The 17,957-nt window shown below is 70.2% G+C and carries 18 protein-coding genes; 7 read left to right on the top strand and 11 right to left on the bottom strand.

The features are described from left to right. Positions 1 to 58 precede the first annotated feature (58 nt). Positions 59 to 889 (bottom strand): SGNH/GDSL hydrolase family protein, encoded by an 831-nt coding sequence (locus tag GYB83_RS03930; protein WP_161894248.1) that lies wholly within the window; start codon positions 887 to 889, stop codon positions 59 to 61. Positions 890 to 1,014: 125 nt separating this feature from the next. Here GYB83_RS03930 and GYB83_RS03925 point away from each other — a divergent pair, with 125 nt between their 5' ends. The 3 genes from GYB83_RS03925 (at position 1,015) to GYB83_RS03915 (ending at position 4,482) form a co-directional block, all read left to right on the top strand. After that, positions 1,015 to 1,689 (top strand): hypothetical protein, encoded by a 675-nt coding sequence (locus GYB83_RS03925; RefSeq protein WP_161894247.1) that lies wholly within the window; start codon positions 1,015 to 1,017, stop codon positions 1,687 to 1,689. Between the two features lie 80 nt (positions 1,690 to 1,769). After that, a complete protein-coding gene (locus GYB83_RS03920; protein WP_161894246.1) occupies positions 1,770 to 3,089 on the top strand; it encodes an MFS transporter in 1,320 nt (439 codons plus the stop codon). A gap of 61 nt (positions 3,090 to 3,150) precedes the next feature. Beyond that, positions 3,151 to 4,482 (top strand): ammonium transporter, encoded by a 1,332-nt coding sequence (locus GYB83_RS03915; RefSeq protein WP_161894245.1) that lies wholly within the window; start codon positions 3,151 to 3,153, stop codon positions 4,480 to 4,482. Between the two features lie 73 nt (positions 4,483 to 4,555). Here GYB83_RS03915 and GYB83_RS03910 read toward each other — a convergent pair whose 3' ends face one another. The 4 genes from GYB83_RS03910 to GYB83_RS03895 all read right to left on the bottom strand — a co-directional run bounded on the left by GYB83_RS03910 (position 4,556) and on the right by GYB83_RS03895 (position 8,036). After that, positions 4,556 to 5,353, bottom strand: coding sequence for a hypothetical protein (locus tag GYB83_RS03910; protein WP_161894244.1), 798 nt, complete (start codon positions 5,351 to 5,353; stop codon positions 4,556 to 4,558). 163 nt (positions 5,354 to 5,516) lie between these two features. Then, positions 5,517 to 6,107: a class F sortase gene (locus GYB83_RS03905; RefSeq protein ID WP_161894243.1), complete on the bottom strand. Its 591-nt coding sequence runs from the start codon at positions 6,105 to 6,107 to the stop codon at positions 5,517 to 5,519. A gap of 26 nt (positions 6,108 to 6,133) precedes the next feature. Continuing rightward, positions 6,134 to 6,637, bottom strand: coding sequence for a hypothetical protein (locus GYB83_RS03900; protein ID WP_161894242.1), 504 nt, complete (start codon positions 6,635 to 6,637; stop codon positions 6,134 to 6,136). 94 nt (positions 6,638 to 6,731) lie between these two features. Continuing rightward, positions 6,732 to 8,036 (bottom strand): sigma-70 family RNA polymerase sigma factor, encoded by a 1,305-nt coding sequence (locus tag GYB83_RS03895; protein WP_161894241.1) that lies wholly within the window; start codon positions 8,034 to 8,036, stop codon positions 6,732 to 6,734. 119 nt (positions 8,037 to 8,155) lie between these two features. Between GYB83_RS03895 and GYB83_RS03890 the strand changes: the two genes are divergently transcribed. After that, positions 8,156 to 8,779, top strand: a complete 624-nt coding sequence (locus tag GYB83_RS03890; protein ID WP_161894240.1) for a cysteine hydrolase family protein — start codon at positions 8,156 to 8,158, stop codon at positions 8,777 to 8,779. A 13-nt stretch (positions 8,780 to 8,792) separates the two neighbouring features. Beyond that, positions 8,793 to 9,704 (top strand): NAD(P)-dependent oxidoreductase, encoded by a 912-nt coding sequence (locus tag GYB83_RS03885; RefSeq protein WP_161894239.1) that lies wholly within the window; start codon positions 8,793 to 8,795, stop codon positions 9,702 to 9,704. On the opposite strand, the gene GYB83_RS03880 is transcribed toward GYB83_RS03885, so the two are convergent. Beyond that, positions 9,698 to 11,206, bottom strand: coding sequence for an outer membrane protein assembly factor BamB family protein (locus GYB83_RS03880; protein ID WP_161894238.1), 1,509 nt, complete (start codon positions 11,204 to 11,206; stop codon positions 9,698 to 9,700). The genes GYB83_RS03885 and GYB83_RS03880 overlap by 7 nt on opposite strands. A 54-nt stretch (positions 11,207 to 11,260) precedes the next feature. After that, complete coding sequence (locus GYB83_RS03875; protein WP_161894237.1) at positions 11,261 to 12,220, bottom strand: GlxA family transcriptional regulator; 960 nt, start codon at positions 12,218 to 12,220, stop codon at positions 11,261 to 11,263. 71 nt (positions 12,221 to 12,291) lie between these two features. Between GYB83_RS03875 and GYB83_RS03870 the strand changes: the two genes are divergently transcribed. Next, positions 12,292 to 13,599: an MFS transporter gene (locus GYB83_RS03870; protein ID WP_228461158.1), complete on the top strand. Its 1,308-nt coding sequence runs from the start codon at positions 12,292 to 12,294 to the stop codon at positions 13,597 to 13,599. Here GYB83_RS03870 and GYB83_RS03865 read toward each other — a convergent pair. Further along, a complete protein-coding gene (locus GYB83_RS03865; RefSeq protein WP_161894236.1) occupies positions 13,545 to 15,143 on the bottom strand; it encodes an FUSC family protein in 1,599 nt (532 codons plus the stop codon). The genes GYB83_RS03870 and GYB83_RS03865 overlap by 55 nt on opposite strands. After that, positions 15,140 to 15,541 carry a DUF5997 family protein gene (locus tag GYB83_RS03860; RefSeq protein WP_161894642.1) on the bottom strand — a complete coding sequence of 134 codons (402 nt, stop codon included), beginning with the start codon at positions 15,539 to 15,541 and terminating at the stop codon, positions 15,140 to 15,142. The genes GYB83_RS03865 and GYB83_RS03860 overlap by 4 nt, the downstream gene beginning before the upstream one ends. 47 nt (positions 15,542 to 15,588) lie before the next feature. Here GYB83_RS03860 and GYB83_RS03855 point away from each other — a divergent pair, with 47 nt between their 5' ends. Beyond that, positions 15,589 to 16,329, top strand: coding sequence for a LysR family substrate-binding domain-containing protein (locus tag GYB83_RS03855; protein ID WP_161894235.1), 741 nt, complete (start codon positions 15,589 to 15,591; stop codon positions 16,327 to 16,329). Positions 16,330 to 16,385: 56 nt separating this feature from the next. Here GYB83_RS03855 and GYB83_RS03850 read toward each other — a convergent pair whose 3' ends face one another. After that, positions 16,386 to 16,979 carry a class I SAM-dependent methyltransferase gene (locus tag GYB83_RS03850; RefSeq protein ID WP_161894641.1) on the bottom strand — a complete coding sequence of 198 codons (594 nt, stop codon included), beginning with the start codon at positions 16,977 to 16,979 and terminating at the stop codon, positions 16,386 to 16,388. 14 nt (positions 16,980 to 16,993) lie between these two features. Then, a complete protein-coding gene (locus tag GYB83_RS03845; protein WP_161894234.1) occupies positions 16,994 to 17,893 on the bottom strand; it encodes a LysR family transcriptional regulator in 900 nt (299 codons plus the stop codon). Positions 17,894 to 17,957: the final 64 nt, after the last annotated feature.

The following is a 17,957-nucleotide window of genomic DNA, read 5'->3' as shown; positions in this document are numbered from 1 at the left end:
GCGGGGACACCGTCATGCGCCCACGATCGGGCAGCCTCGTCTATCGCAAGAGTCCGTGTCAACCGGCGATCCACACGGTGGTCGGGGCGACGCCTCCGCCGGTCGGATAGGCGGTGGCGAGCGCGTCGGCGAAGCGGCGATTCCGTTCAGCGTAGACGGCGGCCGTGTAGTGGATGCCGTCGGTGAACATCACCGGACGGGTGACGGCCGCCCAGTCGTAGACGGCGAGGTTCGGGTAGCGAGTGGTCGCGCGGCGCAGGGCGTCGTTGAACGACGTCATGGACGCCGAACCGAACGCGGGGTTCTTCGGGTTCGACGACGCGATCGTCGGCCACAGCACGGACTTTCCGGTCAACTGCTTCATGATCCGGTCGATGCGGGCGTCGGCGTTCACCGGACTGCCGTCTGCGATGGCGCCGGCGTCGTTGACGCCCATCGCGATCACCCAGCAGGCGTCACCCGCGGCGGCCAGGCGGGAGGCCACCGCGTGCTCGGCGTCCACGCCGGGGCCGCCGACGATCGCGCGGCCCGACAGTGCGTCGACGGTCACCGAGCCGACACCCACGCGGCCGTACTGGGCGGTGGCGGTGTCCGACGCGCTCGGCAGGGAGGACGCGGTGTCGGCGATCACCGACGTCGAGTCGCCGATCAGCAGCACCTTGGAGCAGTGCGTCCGGCCGTCGTACGTCGGTGACGGCGCCCGCTCCAGCAGGCCGGGCAGCACGTCGATGATGCCCTTGAGGTCGGCCGACGAGTTCGAGAACGACGACAGGTCGGGCAGCTGCGGAAGCTGGGGGAGCGCGGACGCTGTTCCGGGGACGGTCAACGCCAGCGCGGTGCCGACGCCGATGGCTGCCGCACGGGCCTGATTTCGCAGAAAGTTAGTCACAATAACCTCACTGAACTACAACAGCATCACCAGTCACAACCCTCGGCGAGTCACGAATTGATATCACCAACCGTGCTGACCAGTCGATTCGACGAGCATCGGCCGACGCGATTACTTTGTGTCGAGTGACTTCTGACGACGCTGCGGGCACCACCGCGTTCCGTGAGCCCGGCGAATACCCGATCCCGTTCGCCGACGCGCTCGACGCGTGGGCCCCCGTCGCCCGCGACTTCCTGATCGAGACGGCGCGCGTCTACGGATCGCTCCTCACTCAGGCGGAACTCGCATCGAAGGTCCAGAGTGAGACGGGTATCCGCGCAGGTCGGCCGGTCCGACTGTGGATCGACGACCTGCTCGCCGCAGTCACCCGACTGCGCACGGACGACGAGCCGCTCCTGGCCTCGCTGTGCGTCCGACTCGACGAGAGCGTCGGCGACGCCTACCTCCACGTCCTCGACGTGGCGGGCCGCGCGACGCCGGAGGACCCCGATCGCGACGCTGCCGTCGCCCGCTTCGACTGCTATGTGTTCGCCGGAGCGGCGATGCCGCCGGGCGCGAAGCCCGTGCTCGCACCGTGCGTCGCCGAACGTCGTGCGGCGCGAAAGCCCGCCCGCGCGACCACGCCGCGAAAGACGGCGGCCCCCAAGGGCGAACCGAAGCCGAAGGCCGCCGCCAAGCCGAAGGCCGCCAAGCCCGCGAAGCAGGCCAAGCCGCTCGCTCCCGAAGATCGCCCGCCGCGCCTGTGCCCCACCTGTTTCACCGCGCTTCCCGCCACCGGCCGCTGCGGGTACTGCGACTGATCCGCAGCGGGGCGGTTCCTCGGCACGGATAGTGGCGGACTTACCCGAACGGACGACACGAGTCTTCTAGTGTCATCCGAATGAACCGCAGACGAATCGTCGTCGCCTCGATGGTCGGAACGACAATCGAGTTCTTCGACTTCTACATCTATGCGACGGCCGCTGTGCTCGTCTTCCCGACCCTGTTCTTCCCGAAGGGCGACGACACGGCCGCGCTGCTCGCGTCGTTCGCGACGTTCGGCCTGGCGTTCGCCGCCCGCCCGATCGGCTCGATCTTGTTCGGCCACTTCGGCGACCGCGTAGGCCGCAAGGCGACGCTCGTCGGATCCCTGCTGACCATGGGCGTGGCGACGTTCCTCATCGGTGTGCTGCCGACATTCGACCAGGCGGGCTACCTCGCCCCGGCACTGCTCGCGTTGATGCGCTTCGCGCAGGGTCTGGGCCTCGGCGGCGAATGGTCCGGCGCGGCGCTGCTCGCCACCGAAACCGCGGAGAAGGGCAGACGAGCCTGGGCCGCCATGTGGCCGCAGCTCGGAGCCCCGTTCGGATTCTTCCTCGCCAACGGCCTGTTCCTGATCATCATGTCGGTGATGGACTACGACTCGAAGACGTCCGGCTCCGACCACGCGTTCATGACGTGGGGCTGGCGCATTCCGTTCCTGCTGTCCGCGGTGATGGTGATCGTCGGCCTGTACGTGCGACTCAAACTGACCGAGACTCCGGTGTTCGCCAAGGCCGTCGAAGAAGGCAAGAAGGTGAAGACCCCGCTCGGTGAGGTGGTCAAGACGGCGTGGCGTCCGCTCATCATCGGCACGTTCGTCATGGTCGCCACGTACACGCTGTTCTACCTGGTCACCACGTGGGTCGTGTCGTACGGAACCGGCAAGGTGGTCGACAAGAACGGCCCCAAGCTCACGATCTCCTACATCGACTTCCTGCAGATGCAGCTGATCGCCGTCGTGTTCTTCGCGGTGTTCGTCGCCGTCTCCGGCCATCTCGCGGACCGATTCGGTCGACGGCTCATCCTGATCATCGCGACCGTGGCGATCATCGTGTACGGCCTGTCGTTCGCGTGGATCCTGAACCCGGAGAACGTCACCGAGGGATCGATGCTCGCGGTGTTGATCGTCGGACTCACACTGATGGGCTTCACCTTCGGGCCGATGAGCGCCGTGCTTCCCGAACTGTTCGCGACGAACGTCCGCTACACGGGCAGCGGCATCGCCTACAACTTCGCGTCCATCATCGGCGCCGCGATCGCCCCGTTCATCGCGACCTGGCTCGTCGCCGACTTCGGCGTGGCATGGGTCGGTGTGTACCTCGCGATCGCGGGCGTGTCGACGCTCATCGCCCTGCTCGTCATGAAGGAGACGCGCGACGTGGACCTGATGGACGTCTGAGTTGCCGGAAATGCTCCTGACCTGCGTCGATGCGGGTCGGACGCGGCTATAGACTGCCCTGATGTTTCCGACTATCGGGCCCGTCGACGGCGCCGACACCGCATGGATGCTCGTCGCCTTCGCCCTCGTCCTGCTCATGACGCCCGGTCTCGCACTGTTCTACGGCGGCATGGTCCGCAGCCGCGGAGTGCTCAACATGATGATGATGTGCCTGTCGGCGATCCCCGTCGTCTGGGTGCTGTGGATCGCGTTCGGGTACTCGATGACGTTCGGACCGGACCGAGGCGGTGTGATCGGCGACCCGACGACATTCGCCGGTCTGCGCGGACTGCTCGGGGCCTTCAACTCCGACGGGACGGACGTCGCCGGGGTGCCGCTCGTCGGCCACATCCCGGCCCTGCTGTTCGTGGCCTTCCAAGCGGGGTTCGCGATGGTCACTGTCGCCCTGATCGCGGGAGCCGTCGCCGACCGCATGAAGTTCGTGTCGTGGCTCGTGTTCGCCGGGCTGTGGGCCACACTCGTGTACTTCCCGGTGGCGCACTGGGTGTTCTCCGTCGACGGTCTGACCGCCGCGACCGGCGGCTGGAGCGTGGAGCACCTGCGCGCCGTCGACTTCGCCGGTGGAACCGTTGTCGAGATCAACTCGGGAGCGTCGGCACTGGTCATGGCGTTGTTCCTGGGGCGTCGACTCGGTTGGCCCAAGGACCCGATGCGCCCGCACAATCTGCCGTTCGTCATGCTCGGCGCGGGCCTGCTGTGGTTCGGCTGGCTCGGTTTCAACGCCGGGTCGACCTATGCCGCCAACGGCGGTGCGGCACTGATCATGGTCAACACGCTCGGCGCGGGCGCGGTGTCGATGGTGTCGTGGTTGATCGTCGAACGGGTGCGTCACGGCCGTCCGACGTCGTTCGGCGCGGCGTCCGGCGTGGTCGCGGGCCTGGTGGCGATCACACCGTCGTGCGCCGCCGTCACCCCGATGGGGGCGATGATCGTCGGATTCGTCGCGGGCGCCGTCAGCTCGTACGCCATCGAACTCAAGTACCGCTGGAAGTACGACGACTCGCTCGACGTCGTCGGCGTCCACCTGGTCAGCGGCATCGTCGGCACCGTGATGATCGGACTGGTCGGCAGCCCCGACTCGCTGATCGGTCGGGCGGGCCTGTTCTACGGCGGCGGCGTCGACCTGCTGTGGCGGCAGATCGTCGCGGTCCTCGTCGTCCTCGCCTACGCGATGGCCGTGACCAGCCTGATCGCCCTCGCCCTCAAGTACACGATCGGGCTGCGCGTGCATCCGCAGCACGAGGCGGACGGCGTCGACGACGGCCTCCACGCCGAATCGGCCTACGACTTCCACATCGCTCGCGGCGTCCGTCTGGGCGGCGGCGACCGCTGACGGTTCCGCGTTGACATGACGATCGGGCCGGACTCCGTCTGGGAGTCCGGCCCGATCGATTGTGGTGTGGCGTTCACGCGTTCCGGCGGCGGCGGATCGCGTAGCCCGCTCCGCCCGCCAGGACGAGTGCGGCGCCCCCGCCCGCCAACGCGATGTCGCCGTAGCCCGCGGTCACGGCCGCATCGTGCGGCGACCCGGTGTTGAAGCGGACACGACCGTCGCCGGGCTGGATGTAGACGGTGACCGGCGGGTTCTGGCGGGAGCTTGACGGCGGATTCTTCTCGCCGCCCTTGTCGCCACCGGGCGGCGGGCACTCGGTGTCCTTACCGTCGTCTGTTCCGGTGCCTTCATCGGTCGAGCCGTTGTCGGTCGGCGTGTAGTTGGCGAGATCCACGGCGACGTGATCCACGGGCTTCTCAGCGCCCTTCGGGTCCTGCTGGTCCTTCGGGTCGGTGTGCGTGTCCTTGCACGGCTTCGGCGTGCCCGGATCGGGGCAGCGGTCCGAATGCAGGCCGCGCTCGGCGAGGACGCGGCACCGTTCCGGGCTGAGTGGACCGGACGAGCCGTCCTCCTTCGGCGTGCCCTGGTCGTCCGTGCCCTGATCGCCAGTGCCCGTGTCGGTCGAGTCGTCCTTCCCCGCGCCGGGCTGCTGGTCGTCGGCGGGCTGCTGCTGATCGTCGGCCTTCGCGTCGTTTCCGCCCTGCTGATCGGCAGGCTGCGAGCCGGAGTCGCCCTTCGCGTTGTCGGATTGGTTGACGGCTCCGGGATCTGCGGCGGTGTCGGCGAGTGCGACGCCCGCTCCGGTGGTCAGGAGGGCTCCCGCTGCGATGGCGGCGAACAGGGTGCGGCGGGTGGCGGTGCGAGTGGTCATGGCTGGTTCCTTCCGTCCGACGACCGATCCGTTCGGCCGTTCAGATGTAGGAGTCGCGGGCCCGCACGGGTGCAACAACTTTTCTCGACGAGTTCTCGAATCCCTCGGACGGCGAGAAGGGCCGGGGCACCCGTGGGTGCCCCGGCCCTGTCGGCGGTGGGGTTCAGCTGATGAGCGTGGCGAAGACCAGGAAGTTGTCGTTGGTCGGTGCGCCGTTGTCGAGGTGGCAGGTCACCAGGATCAACCGTCCGGGCACGGCGGCCCACACGTCGTCGTACCTGTCGAGGTCGGCTTTGGCGTAGGCGGCGGTCGCGGTGATCCGGTAGGTCCGCTTCCCGGCCGACGTGTCGATCGTGATCTTCTCGCCCGGCTTGCTGCGTTGGACGGCGGCGAACACGCCGGTCCCGTTGTCGAGGGTGTGTCCGGCCAGGTAGACGGTGTCGTTGGAACCGGGCTTGCCGCGCTGGGTCCACCAGTACGCGTCGTCGTTGCTGGGCGGATCGATCTCGGAGCCGGTGTCGGAGATCGGCGCGACGTTCGCGTCCACCCCGACGTCGGGGATCGTGATGTGGTCGGGGGTGCCGATCGGGGCGTCGACGGTGGCGGGCTTCGCGGCGGTGTCGCCGGACAGGACGCGGGCGGGGGCCGGGGGCGCGGGGGCAGTGCTGCCGCCCGAGGCGCATCCGGTGAGGAAGAGCAGTGCGGCCAAGCCGGCGAGCAGGGCGACGGCGACGGTGCGGACGGTGGTCTTCATGACGGTTCTCCTCTGCATTCCGGCGATCAGCGGCGACGTGCCACGACGACTACGGTGGCTCCGGCGGCGATCACCGCGACGCCTGCGCCGATCAGGGCGAACGTGACGATCGAGTCGTCGGCTGATGTGGCGGCGGTCGGGGTGCCGTCCGTCGATCGACGGGTCTCATCCGACGTCGTGGCTGTGGTCTCGCCGTTGTCGCCCGAGTCGGTGGACGGGTCGACGGTGTCGTCGGCCTGCGTGTCGGTTCCGGCGTTCGGGGCGGTGTCGGGGTCGGTCTTCGGGTCGGTCTCGGCGCCGCCACTCGGGTTGGAGTCCTTGCCCGTGTCGGGATCGGTCTGGCCGTTCTTCGGGTCGTCCTTGTGGTTGGGCAGATTCTTCAGGATGTCGTCGTTCACGCGGACGCCGGGGTCGATGACGATGTTGCCGGGGACCTCGGCGGATGCCGCGCCGATGCCCGCGCCCGCGGTCAGGAGGGCTGCGGCGGCGACAGCGGCGAACAGTGCTCGGCGGGCGGTGGTGACGGTCATGGCTGGCTCCTTGCCTCGGCGACCGGAGGTTCCGGTCGTTCAGAGGTAGGAGTCGGGCGACCTCACGGATGCAACAACTCTTCGTCGACGAATTTCAGTGGATGATCGGCGACGGTGGGGTGACCGGGTCGCAGGCGCCGAGTCGGCACGGATCCACCGGGATCCTGATGCGCACCGAACTGTCCGGTTCGCTGACCTCGGGTGCACTGGACTCGACGGATTCGGACGCCGAATCGTCTGACGACTCGACCGATGACGGGCCCGGGTCGTCCACCTGCGGCTCCCCGTTCGGCCGCGACTCGGCCTGCTGCGTGGACGCGACCGTCGTGGGCGTCGCGGGCGCGCCGGTCGACGTCCCGACGTCGACGACGGGCGCCGGGGTCGGCGTGTCGTCGGTGCCGAGGACCAGCCACGTTCCGCCGATCAGGAGCAGCAGCAGAACCGCCGCGACGGGCAGCCACAGCATCCGCGGGCTCGACTTGTCCGCCAGCGGATAGTCCCAGGCCGGCGTGCCGTCGATGGACGTCGACGGGTTGCGCGCCGCGTCCGACTGCGGCTTCCCGCCGCCGGTCACCGGATCGGGGAGGGGCTGTGTGTAGGCGACGAGGCCCGGCTGGGCGTCGTTCATCGTCCGCAGTCGCAAGCCGAGCGGCAACGCCAGCATCGGCAGGGCGACGAGGATCGCGGCCGGGCTGAAGCGCCGCTTCCGTTCGCCGGTGCATTCGGGGCATCCGTCGATGTGTTTGGCGATGCGCTTGCGCCAGAGCGGGGTGTACTCGCCGTCCCAGCCTGCGAGGAGTTCGGTCAGGTCGGTGCAGCCCTCGCCGCCCGCCCGCGCGACGAGCAGCGTCCCGAGGCTCTGCTCCAACGACTTGCGGGCGCGGGACGTCAACGCCGTCACGTGCGACGCCTTGACGCCGAGGACCGCCGCGATCTCGGAGTTGTCGAGGTCGTGCCGGAGGCTGAGCTCGACGATCTCCTTGTCTTTCGGCGACAGCCCGCCCATCGCCTCGCGGACGAGTGACGCGATCTCGGCGCGGTGCAGGTCGTCGCCCGCCGCGTCGTCGGTCCCCGGATCATGCCACTCTTCGAGCGCGGACTCCCGTTTGCTCCCCCGCAGGCCGCGGAGGCATTCGGACCGGACGATCGCGTACAGCCACGGCCGCAGGCGCGACGGATCGCGCAGCTGTCCGATCCGGCCGGTCGCGACGACGAACGCGTCGTGCAGGGCGTCGTCGGCCCGCTCCCGGCTGCGCAGCATCGAGTACGCGAAGGTCGCGAGCGCCGAACTGTACCGGTCGTAGACGATCTCGAGGGCCGCCATCTCGCCGTTCCGGAGGCGTTCGACGAGTTCCGCGTCGGACGGCGGGATCGGGTTCCGTGCGGTCGAGGGGTACATGGCCGTGCCCTGTCTGGAAGTGGATCGGCGTGTCAGGGTGCTCACCCTAGTCCCGCTCGCCGTCATCGCCGGAAGATTCATCCGTTCAATGGACGTGGCCGCCGTGTCACGATGGTCGTATGCATCTCGACCCGCACTGGGCTGCCTCGGCTCTGGCGATCATCGACGTCCAAACAGACTTCGTCAGCGGACCGACTGCGATCCCCGGCACCGCGGACGTCGTGCCCGCCCTGGCCGCTCTCGCCGAGGCGTACCGCGCGGCGGGCCGTCCGATCGTCCACGTCGTCCGGTCGTATCGGGCCGGCGAGTCGGATGTCGACCTGGTCCGCCGTGCCGCGATCGAAGCGGGCGACGCACCGGTCCAGCCGGGGACCGAGGGAGCAGAGATCGTACGGCCCCTGCTGCGCGCGGCGGTCCGGTGCGACTGGGAGGCGTTGCGCCGCGGGGAGTTCCAGCGAATCGGACCCGGCGAGTCGATCATGTACAAACCGCGGTGGTCGGCCTTCCATCGGACCTCACTCGACGAGCGGCTTCGCGCGGCCGCGGTCGACACCCTCGTCGTCGCCGGCTGCAATCTGCCGAACTGCCCGCGTGCGACCTTGTTCGACGCATCCGAACGCGACTACCGGACCGTCCTCGTCACCGACGCGACGTCGCAGACCACGCCGGAACGGCTCGCCGATCTGACGCTCATCGGCGTGCGGCTCGAATCCGTCGATGCTGTCGCGGCCGCACTGCGGTGATAGAGATGGACCCATGACTTCGATGCGAGTGGCCGTTGCACCGGTGTTGGACGACCACATCGTCGGGGCGGTGACGCAGGTCGGCGCGCAGCTCGTAGACATCGAGAACGCGCAGGTCGTGGTGTGGATCGGTGGTCCGGAAGGATTTCCGGAACTGCCCGACGGCGTGGAGTGGGTGGCATTGAGCACCGCGGGCGTCGAACGGTTCGTCGACGCCGGTGTGCTCGACGACAAGCGGATCTGGACCAACGCGTCGGGCTTCTACGCGGACGGGTGCGCCGAGCACGCCCTCGCGTTGCTGCTCGCGGGCACCCGTCAGGTGATCGCGTCGACGCGGACCCGGTGGGCCAAGGACGCCGTCGACCCCGCGGTGCGGACACTGCGCGGCTCCACCGTCGCCATCATCGGGGCGGGTGGCATCGGGCGCGCCCTGACTCCGATGCTGAAGGCGTGCGGCGCAACGGTTCTCGCGGTCAATCGAACGGGGACGCCGGTCGCGGGCTCCGATGTCACGTTGTCGGCCGAGCGGACCGATGAGGCGTTCGCGAGGGCCGATCACGTGGTCCTCGCCGCGCCGGACACGCCGGACACCCGACATCTGATCAACGACCGCACCCTAGCGTTGCTGAAACCGCACTCGTGGGTGATCAACGTGGCGCGCGGCCCGCTCGTCGACCAGACCGCCTTGTACCGGGCGCTCACCGACGGAGTGATCGCCGGGGCGGGACTGGACGTCACCGACCCGGAACCGCCGTCGCCCGACGATCCGCTCTTCGACCTCGACAACGTGGTGATCACACCGCACGTCGCGAACCCCGCCGGTCGTCTCACCGTCGAGATGGCGCCGCACCTCGCCGACAACCTCCGCCGCTTCGCCGCGGGCGAGCGACTCGCGTCGGTGCTCGCCGTCGGACGCGGTTACTGAACCGTGTAGCTGGTGACCGCGGCGTCGCCGATGGACAAGCCCGCGGTGAAGAACGCGAACGGGGCGACCGTCGCCCGCCAGCGGATCGTTCCGGCGCGCAGGTCCAACGCGCGGACCTCGTTGGATCCGTTGCTCGACGTCTGCTGCAGCAGCATCGTGTCGACGCCGTCGTCGGCCGCCTCCGTCTGAGGGAACCGTCCCTTCGCCGACCACAGCACGCGGCCGGTCCGTGCGTCCATCGCGCCGTGATAGTGATAGGTGAGTCCGAGGGTCTCGTACCCGGACGTGCTCGTGAACGTGGTGATGGCGCCGACGTCGGACCCGAACGCGGACGGCGGCGCATCGGGGTATCCGGGCATCGCGGCGGGGGCGCTCGGCAGGTCACCGCCCGTCTCGGCGTCGAGTGCGACGGTCCGCGTGGTGTCGCCCGAGGGCGTCACGACCACCCGATACAGGGCGCGCTCGGCGGTGGAGTAGTCCGCCCTGGGACTGCGTCTGCCCTGCCGTTTCCAAAGCACGCGGCCCGTGGCGTCGAGGCCTGTCGTGTCGGTGTCGGAGAACACGACGAGCCGGCGTCCGGGCACACTCGTCGCGGCGACGTCCGGCCCCGTTCCGGGCGCATCGACGACGACGCGCCCCGTGTCCGCATCGAGAACCGCGCCGTGGTCGCTCGAGTTGAGCCGCGCGCCGAGGAAGCCCGCCGGCCCGGCGACCCTGGTCACGACGCCGCGCCACGGCTCGGAGGCGTCGATCGGTGTCGTGGCGACATCGGCACGCCACCCGCGTGCATAGGGGGTCGCCCGCCGTTCGACGACCACTCGTCGCCCGTCGTCGGACGGGGTGGACGCGGTGACGATCGCATTGTGGTCGACCACGGCCGAGTCGACGTCGAGACTCTCCGCCCCGCTCGTTCCGGAGTCGATCCGGACGTACTGGATCGTCACACCGTCGTCCCGCTGCACTCCGGGGGCTCGTCCGGCGTCGCACGGGGCCAGCGGTTCGGGGTCGTCCGCGGTCAGGTCCGCGTATGCGCAGTACGTCTTGTTGGTCGACTCGTTGTCGACGATGCAGGCGACGGTTCCCCGCACCGGTTCGGGTCCGCAGCGCGCACCGCGGAGTAGGGGAGCAGTCCATGCGACGGTTCCGGTTCGGGCGTCGATTCCGGCGATCACCCGGTCGCCGTCGACGAGGCGCCGGTGCGTCGTGTCGGACTTCGGAAGCCCGCGAACGGCGGTCGCGACGACCCGCCCGCACATCTCGCGGGGCCCGAACCACTCGGCGTCCCACCGGCCGCCGGGCAGCACGGCGTCGGCCGACACGCTCCACCGCCGGGTGATCGCGGTGGCGAATGTCGGAACGGTCGTCGCCGTCGGGGAGTCCGCCGGGCAGACCGTCGCGAGCGGGGCGGGCGCCGCGAGCTCGTGCGGAGCGTCGGTGGTCCCGCATGCCACGACAAGGACGGCGAGCGCGGCGAGCAGTATGGCGAGTGGCTTCTTCGACATTAATCCCCCGGTATGTCCTCCCGTTCGGTTGATCGACGCGGGCGCGGCGCGGCGTTACACGGCGGCCGCAAACGCCCGCCGGTACATCGCGGGCGGCATGCCGGTGTCCCGGCGCAGGTGGACGCGCAGACTCGCCGCGGTGCCGAGGCCGGATCGTTCCGCGACGGTCTCGATCGGCAGGTCGGTGCGCTCGAGGAGTTCGCGGGCGTGGTCGAGGCGCAAGCGCTGCACCCAGGAGCCGGGCGTCTGCCCGGTCTCCTCGCGAAACCGCCTGTTGAACGTGCGCGCGCTCATCCCGCACTGCCTCGCCAGGCGATCGACCGACAGGTTCTCTGCGGGATTCTCCGCCGCCCAACGTCGCACGTCCGACGTGCTGCCCTCGCCGCGCGACGGGATGGGGCGGTCGACGAACTGGGGATGCGTGCCCTCGCGGACCGGCGGCAGCACGCAGTAGCGGGCCACGCGCGCCGCGGCGGCGGTCCCGTGATCGGTGCGGATGATGTGCAGGCACAGATCGACTCCCGCGGCGACGCCCGCCGACGTGAGGACGTCGCCGTCGTCGACGTACAGCACATGCTCCACCAGGCTGACGCTCGGATGCATGCGCGCGAGGTCGGCGCCCGCCTGCCAGTGCGTGGTCACGGGCCTGCCGTCGAGCAGGCCCGCCGCCGCGAGGATGAACGCACCGGTGCAGATCGAGACGAGCCGTGCGTCCGGGCGGATGCTCCCGAGCGCCGCCCGCAGGTCGTCGGGGAGCTCACCGACCGACCTGGCCTGGGGACATTTCGTTCCGGGGACGACGACGGTGTCCGCGCGTGCGAGAACCGACGCGTCCGACTGCGGCACGATCGAGTAGCCGTTGGTCGATGTCACCGGACCGCCGTCGACACTGCAGGTCACGACCTCATAGAGCGGATTGCCGTCCGCGTCGTCGGCCTTGCCGAAACAGGTCGGTGCGATGGTCGCATCAAATCCGATGACGGGTTCGATCAAGAGGACCGCGACAGTGTGCATGGCATTATTCTTTCATATATTGGCATTCATGCCACTGGTTCGATGACGCGGTCCCCGGCATCGTGGTTCACGTGAAATCTTCTCGACTGCGCTCGAAGGACGGGGAACTGCGCGTCCACTACGCCTGGGTGATCGCGGGCGTCGCGTTCCTGACGATCCTGGGCGCCGCGGGCTTCCGGTCGGTCCCCGGCGTCCTGATGGACCCGCTGCATCACGAGTTCGGCTGGTCGCACGGGACGATCGGCGCGGCGATGAGCGTCAACATGGCCCTCTATGGTCTTACGGCGCCCTTCGCCGCGGCGCTGATGGACAGGCTGGGCATCCGGCCGGTCGTCACGGGCGCGCTGTCGTTGATCGCGGCGGGCACCGGACTCGCGGTGTTCATGACGGCGAGCTGGCAATTGGTGCTGCTGTGGGGTGTGCTCGTCGGCCTCGGCACCGGTGCATTGTCGACGGCCTTCGTCGCGACGATCGCGACGCGGTGGTTCGTCGCGCGCCGAGGGCTGGTCACCGGGGTGTTGACGGCGGCGTCGGCCACCGGCCAGCTGATCTTCCTGCCGATCGTCGCCGCGCTGGCCGATGCGCACGGCTGGCGCACCGCGATACTGGTCGTCACCGCGGTGGCGGTGGCCGTCGTGCCGGTCGCCGGGCTCCTCCTGCGGTCGTGGCCGTCCGACCTCGGCATGCCCGCGTACGGTTCGGACGAGGTGGCGGCGCCCGTGCGCGAGGAGCGCGGCATGGCGAGGGCCGCGCTCGCGGGTCTGGCGCTCGGCGCGAGGCGTCCGGTGTTCTGGCTGCTCGCGGCGAGTTTCGCGATCTGTGGGGCGACGACCAATGGGCTCCTGCAGACGCATTTCATCCCCGCGGCAGGCGATCACGGTATGCCGGCGACCACCGCGGCGTCGCTGTTGGCGCTGGTCGGCGTGTTCGACGTCGTCGGGACGATCGCTTCCGGCTGGCTCACCGACCGAGTGGATCCCCGGCTGCTGCTGGTGATCTACTACCTCGGACGCGGCGTCGCCCTGGCCGGGCTGCCGTCGATCCTCGGCGCCTCGGCCACGCCGAGCATCTGGGTGTTCATCCTGTTCTACGGCCTGGACTGGGTGGCGACCGTGCCGCCGACGATGGCGTTGGCCCGCGACCAGTTCGGCGACGCCACGCCTGTCGTCTTCGGGTGGATCTTCGCGGCGCACCAACTCGGCGCGGCGGTCGCCGCGTTCGGCGCGGGCGCCATCCGCGATGCGTCCGGCGGCTACGACCCGGCGTTCTACACGGCGGCCGCGCTCTGCGTCCTCGCGGGACTGTTGTGCTGGGCGGTGCCGCGTCAGCGGGCGATGCGCGCCGAGAGGTCGGACCGGACTCCCGAACCGATCGGCTGACCGAGCGGGGTGCGCCAGCAGGCGCTCAGCACGTCGTAGCCTGCGTCCCGCACCCGCGTGTGTTCCGGCCAGTATCGGCGGGCCCACGGCGGTTCGTCGCATGCGCTGTCGGTCGCGGCAAGCTCGGCCTCGATGAGCTGCCACTGGAGGTCGCGGCGGTGAACCCGCATGTCGTCGGAGTCGACGGGGAGCTCGGCGCCCTCGGTGAGGACCCGTGTGCCCGCGGCCAGGACGGCGATGTCGGCGCTGCGCGTGGTGCTCCGGTGGATGCGCGGCAGCAGCAGCCAGAGCACGGCGAGTGCGACGGCCACGCCCAGTGACGTCTCGAGGATCCGTTCGCGGATCTGGTCGGGCAACGGGGTGCTCGGCCCGCCCATGAGCAATGCCAGCGGTGTGATGAAGAGGACCGCGACCGCGTAGTTGGTGGCGACCGTGAGTTCGATCAGCACGTTCAGCACGGCGAGCACCACGATGAGCGGACCCACCTGCAAGTCGAGGAGATGCAGGATCGCGTACAGGCCGACGCCGGCGATCGTGCCGATCACTCGTTGCACGCCGCGGATGGACCCGTGGACCCGGTCGGGTCCGAGCTGCAGGACGAGTACCGCGCCGAGGACCGCCCAGTCGGGGCGGCCGAGTCCGGAGAGCACGGCGACGGAGCCCGCGACGAGAGCAGTGACCGCCGCGCGGGTCGCGGCCACCGCGGCGTGACTGTCACGTCGCGCCGCGAAACGCAGACGACGCCGGATGCTCGGTCGGGGCAACGGCGCGACGAATGCGCTCATGCTCGCGCCGTGCACCTTCTGCTGCGCGGACCACAGTCGTTGCGCGATCTCGCCGTCGGTGCTCGCCGCGTCGTGCAGCACCGACCACGCGTTCAACGTGGAGACCGCGACACCGTGTCGGGCGGCGGGATCGGCCGCGCAGTTGGACGCGACGTACGACTCGGCCGCGTCCACTGCGGCCGCGGTCGCGGCGGACTCCGGGCCGCGAGGGCTCCACAGTGCGGGAGCCATGCCGACGATCAGCGCCGCCGCCGCTCCCGCCGATGCGAATAGCACGAGATGGCCGACGCCGACACCGTGCCGGGTGACCACCTGGGACACGCCCGCGACCAGCGCGAAGAAGAACGATCCGGGCGGGCCCAGACGCAGTGCGACGTTGACGAAGACGCTGACGCCCGCCGCCGCCGCGAGGGCCGCGGTGATCGCCAGGTCGACGGACGTCGACGCGTCCGGCCCGGCGGTCGCCCCGAGCGACCCGAACACGGCGGCGGTGACGATCAGCAGTGCGCCCGCGGTGAGGATCACCTTCCAGCGGATCAGATACGGTCGGCGTTCCCCGTAGAGGACGGCGAACGCGCCCATCGCGGCGAGCAGGGATCCCGTCCCGAATCCGCACAGGGCGAGAACCGCGGCGGGCGCCGCGAGGGACAGCCCGGCTCGGGACGCGGGCGCCCACCGGCCGCGCGCCGACGGCCGCCGTAGGAGCACACCCCGGACGGCAGGTCGGGCCGGCGGTCGCGGGGTCTGCTCGGCTGTCACTCGGTGGTGTCCGCCTGTGCGTCGGCTTCGGCCTGCTCGCGGGCGCGACGGCGATCACCGTGCAGGGAACGGACCCGGCGCTCCTCGCGGAGGACCTCGACGTGCAGCTTCCGCTCGGCGGCCAGCCACTCGGGCATCTCCTCCAGGAGGGCATCGATCTGCGCGGTGGTCAGCGCCTCGGTGATCTCGCCGCGGATCAGGCCCGAGTTGGAGATGCCGAGCTTGCCCGCCACCAGGTTCTTCGGGTGCGGACCGTCGGCGCGCAGGTCCCGGAGCCACTGCGGCGGATCGGCCTGCAGGGCGGCGAGCTCGCTCCGCGTGATGGGTCCTTCGCGGAAGTCGGCCGGAGTCGCCGGGAGGTAGACGTCCAATTTCTTGGCGGCGGTTGCGGGCTTCATCGACTGCGAGCTCATGGAACAAGGGTATCGGGCGGTAGCCTCGACGGGTGACCTCGCCCGAAACGCCGCGCAGCCTCACGCTCGCGTACGTCCCCGGCGCCACGCCGGCCAAGTGGGTGCGGATCTGGCGGGAACGGTTTCCCGACATCGCGATCGACCTGGTCGCGCTCGATGTGGCGGCCACCGCGTCCGCCGTAGCCGGGGGCGTCGTCGACATCGCGATCACTCGTCTCCCCGACGCGTTGAACCACGGCGACGCCGGTCCGCACCACACGATCTCGCTGTACGAGGAGACGACCGTCGTCGTCCTGCCGAAGGACCACGGGCTCACCGCGGGCGACGAGTTGACGTTCGACGACGTCGCCGACGAGTCGTTCCTGTGGCCCCTCGAGGAGTCGCTGGCGCTGCCCGCGCGGCCCGGCGTCGCGGTGGATCACCGACCGGAGACCGTCGCCGACGCGATCGAACTCGTCGCCGCCGGAGTCGGGCAGCTGGTGGTACCGCAGTCGTTGGCGCGGCTGCATCACCGCAAAGACCTCGTCTACCGGCCGCTGGTCGACGCGCAGACGAGCACCGTCGGACTCCTGTGGCCCGACCCGACGTCGGAGCTGTGCGCCGAGTTCATCGGCATCGTCCGAGGTCGCAAGGCCACATCGTCGCGCGGACGGTCCGAACCCGCACCGAAGCGGTCGGCGAAGGAGAAGGCCGCGGCGAAGCAGGCGCGCAGACAGGCCGCGGGCAAGGTTCCAGGCACGGGCAAAGGGTCGGCTCGGCGACGATCTCGCTGACTAGACATCCGCAGTACACCGGCTGGGTGCGGGACGGTGGCCCCGACTGATCTGTGTCAGGCGCGTCGCTCGGCGCACACGTGGAACTCGGGGAACCGGTGGAAGCCCTCGGCCGGGCGACTGACGGTCCGCCACAACTCGGTGAACCCGGCGTCGGCGAGTGCGTCGGCGATCGTGTCGGGGTGCCACCGCCAGGCGGGTGCGACGGCGTGGTCGAACGCCGCGACGCCCGGCTCGTCCGTCGATTGTCCGGCGAGCAGGACGACGCTCGACGGACGAAGTCGCGACGCCCAGTCGGAGAGCACGGCCCGCACCCGATCGGGCGGCACGTGGATCAGACTGAACCGCGCCAGCACACCCGCCGCGGATGCGAGGTCGACGGTGCGCAGCGACGCGTCGTCGCTGGTGAAGCTCAGTTCCGGATGTGCGCGCCTGGCCTGCGCGAGCATCCCGTCGCTCGGGTCGACGGCCGTCACCGCGAGACCCGTCGCGACCAGATGGGCCGCGACGTGCCCGACGCCGCACCCGACGTCGACCACCCGACCTCCGAGGGCGCCCGCGCGGACATGGCAGGCGAAGGCGTCGACGGCGGCCTGCTCCAGCGGCGACGAGAAGGCGTCCACGAACAGGTCGGCGTACGTCTGCGCCATCGCGTCGTAGCCTGTCACGACGCGCTCCCGCGCGCGATGCGGACGAGGTCGGCGGCGGGTCCTCGCAGCTCGCGCGGGGGACGCCACACCGCGCGCAGCGATCGGACGAGGTCGAGGCCGTCGACGTCGACGGGGAGAACGGCGCCCGACCGGGCGTCGTCGGCGATCGCCAGGCTGCTCAGCACGGCGGGGCCGACACCGGCCGCCACGGACGTGCGGATCGCGGCGCTGCTGCCCAGCTCGAGGAGGGGTTCGGCGCGGGGGAAGGCGGCGAGCGCGTCGTCGAGTGTGGTGCGGGTGCCCGACCCCGGCTCGCGGACGAGCAGTGGTGTCGCCGCGAGTTCCTCGGCCGTGATCTTGCGGCGGCGCCGCGCCCACGGATGGTCGGGCGGGACCACGAGGACCAGTCGGTCGCGTGCCACGACCGTGCCGCACAGCGTGGTCGGCACTGTCGGCGATTCGACGAAGCCGACGTCGCAGGCGTCGTTGGCGAGGGAGACGAAGACCGTCGACGAGTTCTGCACGCGCAGGTGCACGTTCACGTCCGGAAACTCGGCGCGGAACGTCCCGAGCCACCGCGGCAGGAGGTGCTCGGCGACCGTCATCGAGGCGCCGACCGTGAGTTCGGCCGTGTGGTCGGTCTTCAACCCGTCGGCGACGCCGAGCAACTCCGTCGCGCCGTCGACGATCCGCCGGGCCCAGTGCACGAGCACAGTGCCTTGCGGCGTGAGGGTGGATCCCGCGGTCGCGCGTTTGACGAGCGGCACGCCGAGCCGGCGTTCCAGCCGGGCTATCGACCGGCTCGCGTTGGGCTGAGCGACGCCTGCTCGGCGTGCCGCGGCGCTCAGGCTGCCGTGGTCGTCGACGCCCACCAGCAGTTCCAGTGCACCGATGTCGAGTGATCGGAGATCCATTCCACGACCATAACCTGCGAATATGCCCCACTGATATGAGAGAGGCATATCAGTTCGATATGAA

The organism is Gordonia spumicola, assembly GCF_009932475.1.
GTDB lineage: Bacteria > Actinomycetota > Actinomycetes > Mycobacteriales > Mycobacteriaceae > Gordonia > Gordonia spumicola.
The sequence above is the reverse complement of the archived record's forward strand: the minus strand, read 5'-3'. Positions and strand labels throughout refer to the sequence as shown.

What these genes read in the sequence shown, in the direction of transcription:
- GYB83_RS03880 (WP_161894238.1), bottom strand. Translation starts at nt 11,206, where the DNA reads ATGTCGAAGAAGCCACTCGCCATACTGCTCGCCGCGCTCGCCGTCCTT.
- GYB83_RS03885 (WP_161894239.1), top strand. Translation starts at nt 8,793, where the DNA reads ATGACTTCGATGCGAGTGGCCGTTGCACCGGTGTTGGACGACCACATC.
- GYB83_RS03915 (WP_161894245.1), top strand. Translation starts at nt 3,151, where the DNA reads ATGTTTCCGACTATCGGGCCCGTCGACGGCGCCGACACCGCATGGATG.
- GYB83_RS03875 (WP_161894237.1), bottom strand. Translation starts at nt 12,220, where the DNA reads ATGCACACTGTCGCGGTCCTCTTGATCGAACCCGTCATCGGATTTGAT.
- GYB83_RS03910 (WP_161894244.1), bottom strand. Translation starts at nt 5,353, where the DNA reads ATGACCACTCGCACCGCCACCCGCCGCACCCTGTTCGCCGCCATCGCA.
- GYB83_RS03905 (WP_161894243.1), bottom strand. Translation starts at nt 6,107, where the DNA reads ATGAAGACCACCGTCCGCACCGTCGCCGTCGCCCTGCTCGCCGGCTTG.
- GYB83_RS03845 (WP_161894234.1), bottom strand. Translation starts at nt 17,893, where the DNA reads ATGGATCTCCGATCACTCGACATCGGTGCACTGGAACTGCTGGTGGGC.
- GYB83_RS03920 (WP_161894246.1), top strand. Translation starts at nt 1,770, where the DNA reads ATGAACCGCAGACGAATCGTCGTCGCCTCGATGGTCGGAACGACAATC.
- GYB83_RS03860 (WP_161894642.1), bottom strand. Translation starts at nt 15,541, where the DNA reads ATGAAGCCCGCAACCGCCGCCAAGAAATTGGACGTCTACCTCCCGGCG.
- GYB83_RS03900 (WP_161894242.1), bottom strand. Translation starts at nt 6,637, where the DNA reads ATGACCGTCACCACCGCCCGCCGAGCACTGTTCGCCGCTGTCGCCGCC.
- GYB83_RS03850 (WP_161894641.1), bottom strand. Translation starts at nt 16,979, where the DNA reads ATGGCGCAGACGTACGCCGACCTGTTCGTGGACGCCTTCTCGTCGCCG.
- GYB83_RS03895 (WP_161894241.1), bottom strand. Translation starts at nt 8,036, where the DNA reads ATGTACCCCTCGACCGCACGGAACCCGATCCCGCCGTCCGACGCGGAA.
- GYB83_RS03890 (WP_161894240.1), top strand. Translation starts at nt 8,156, where the DNA reads ATGCATCTCGACCCGCACTGGGCTGCCTCGGCTCTGGCGATCATCGAC.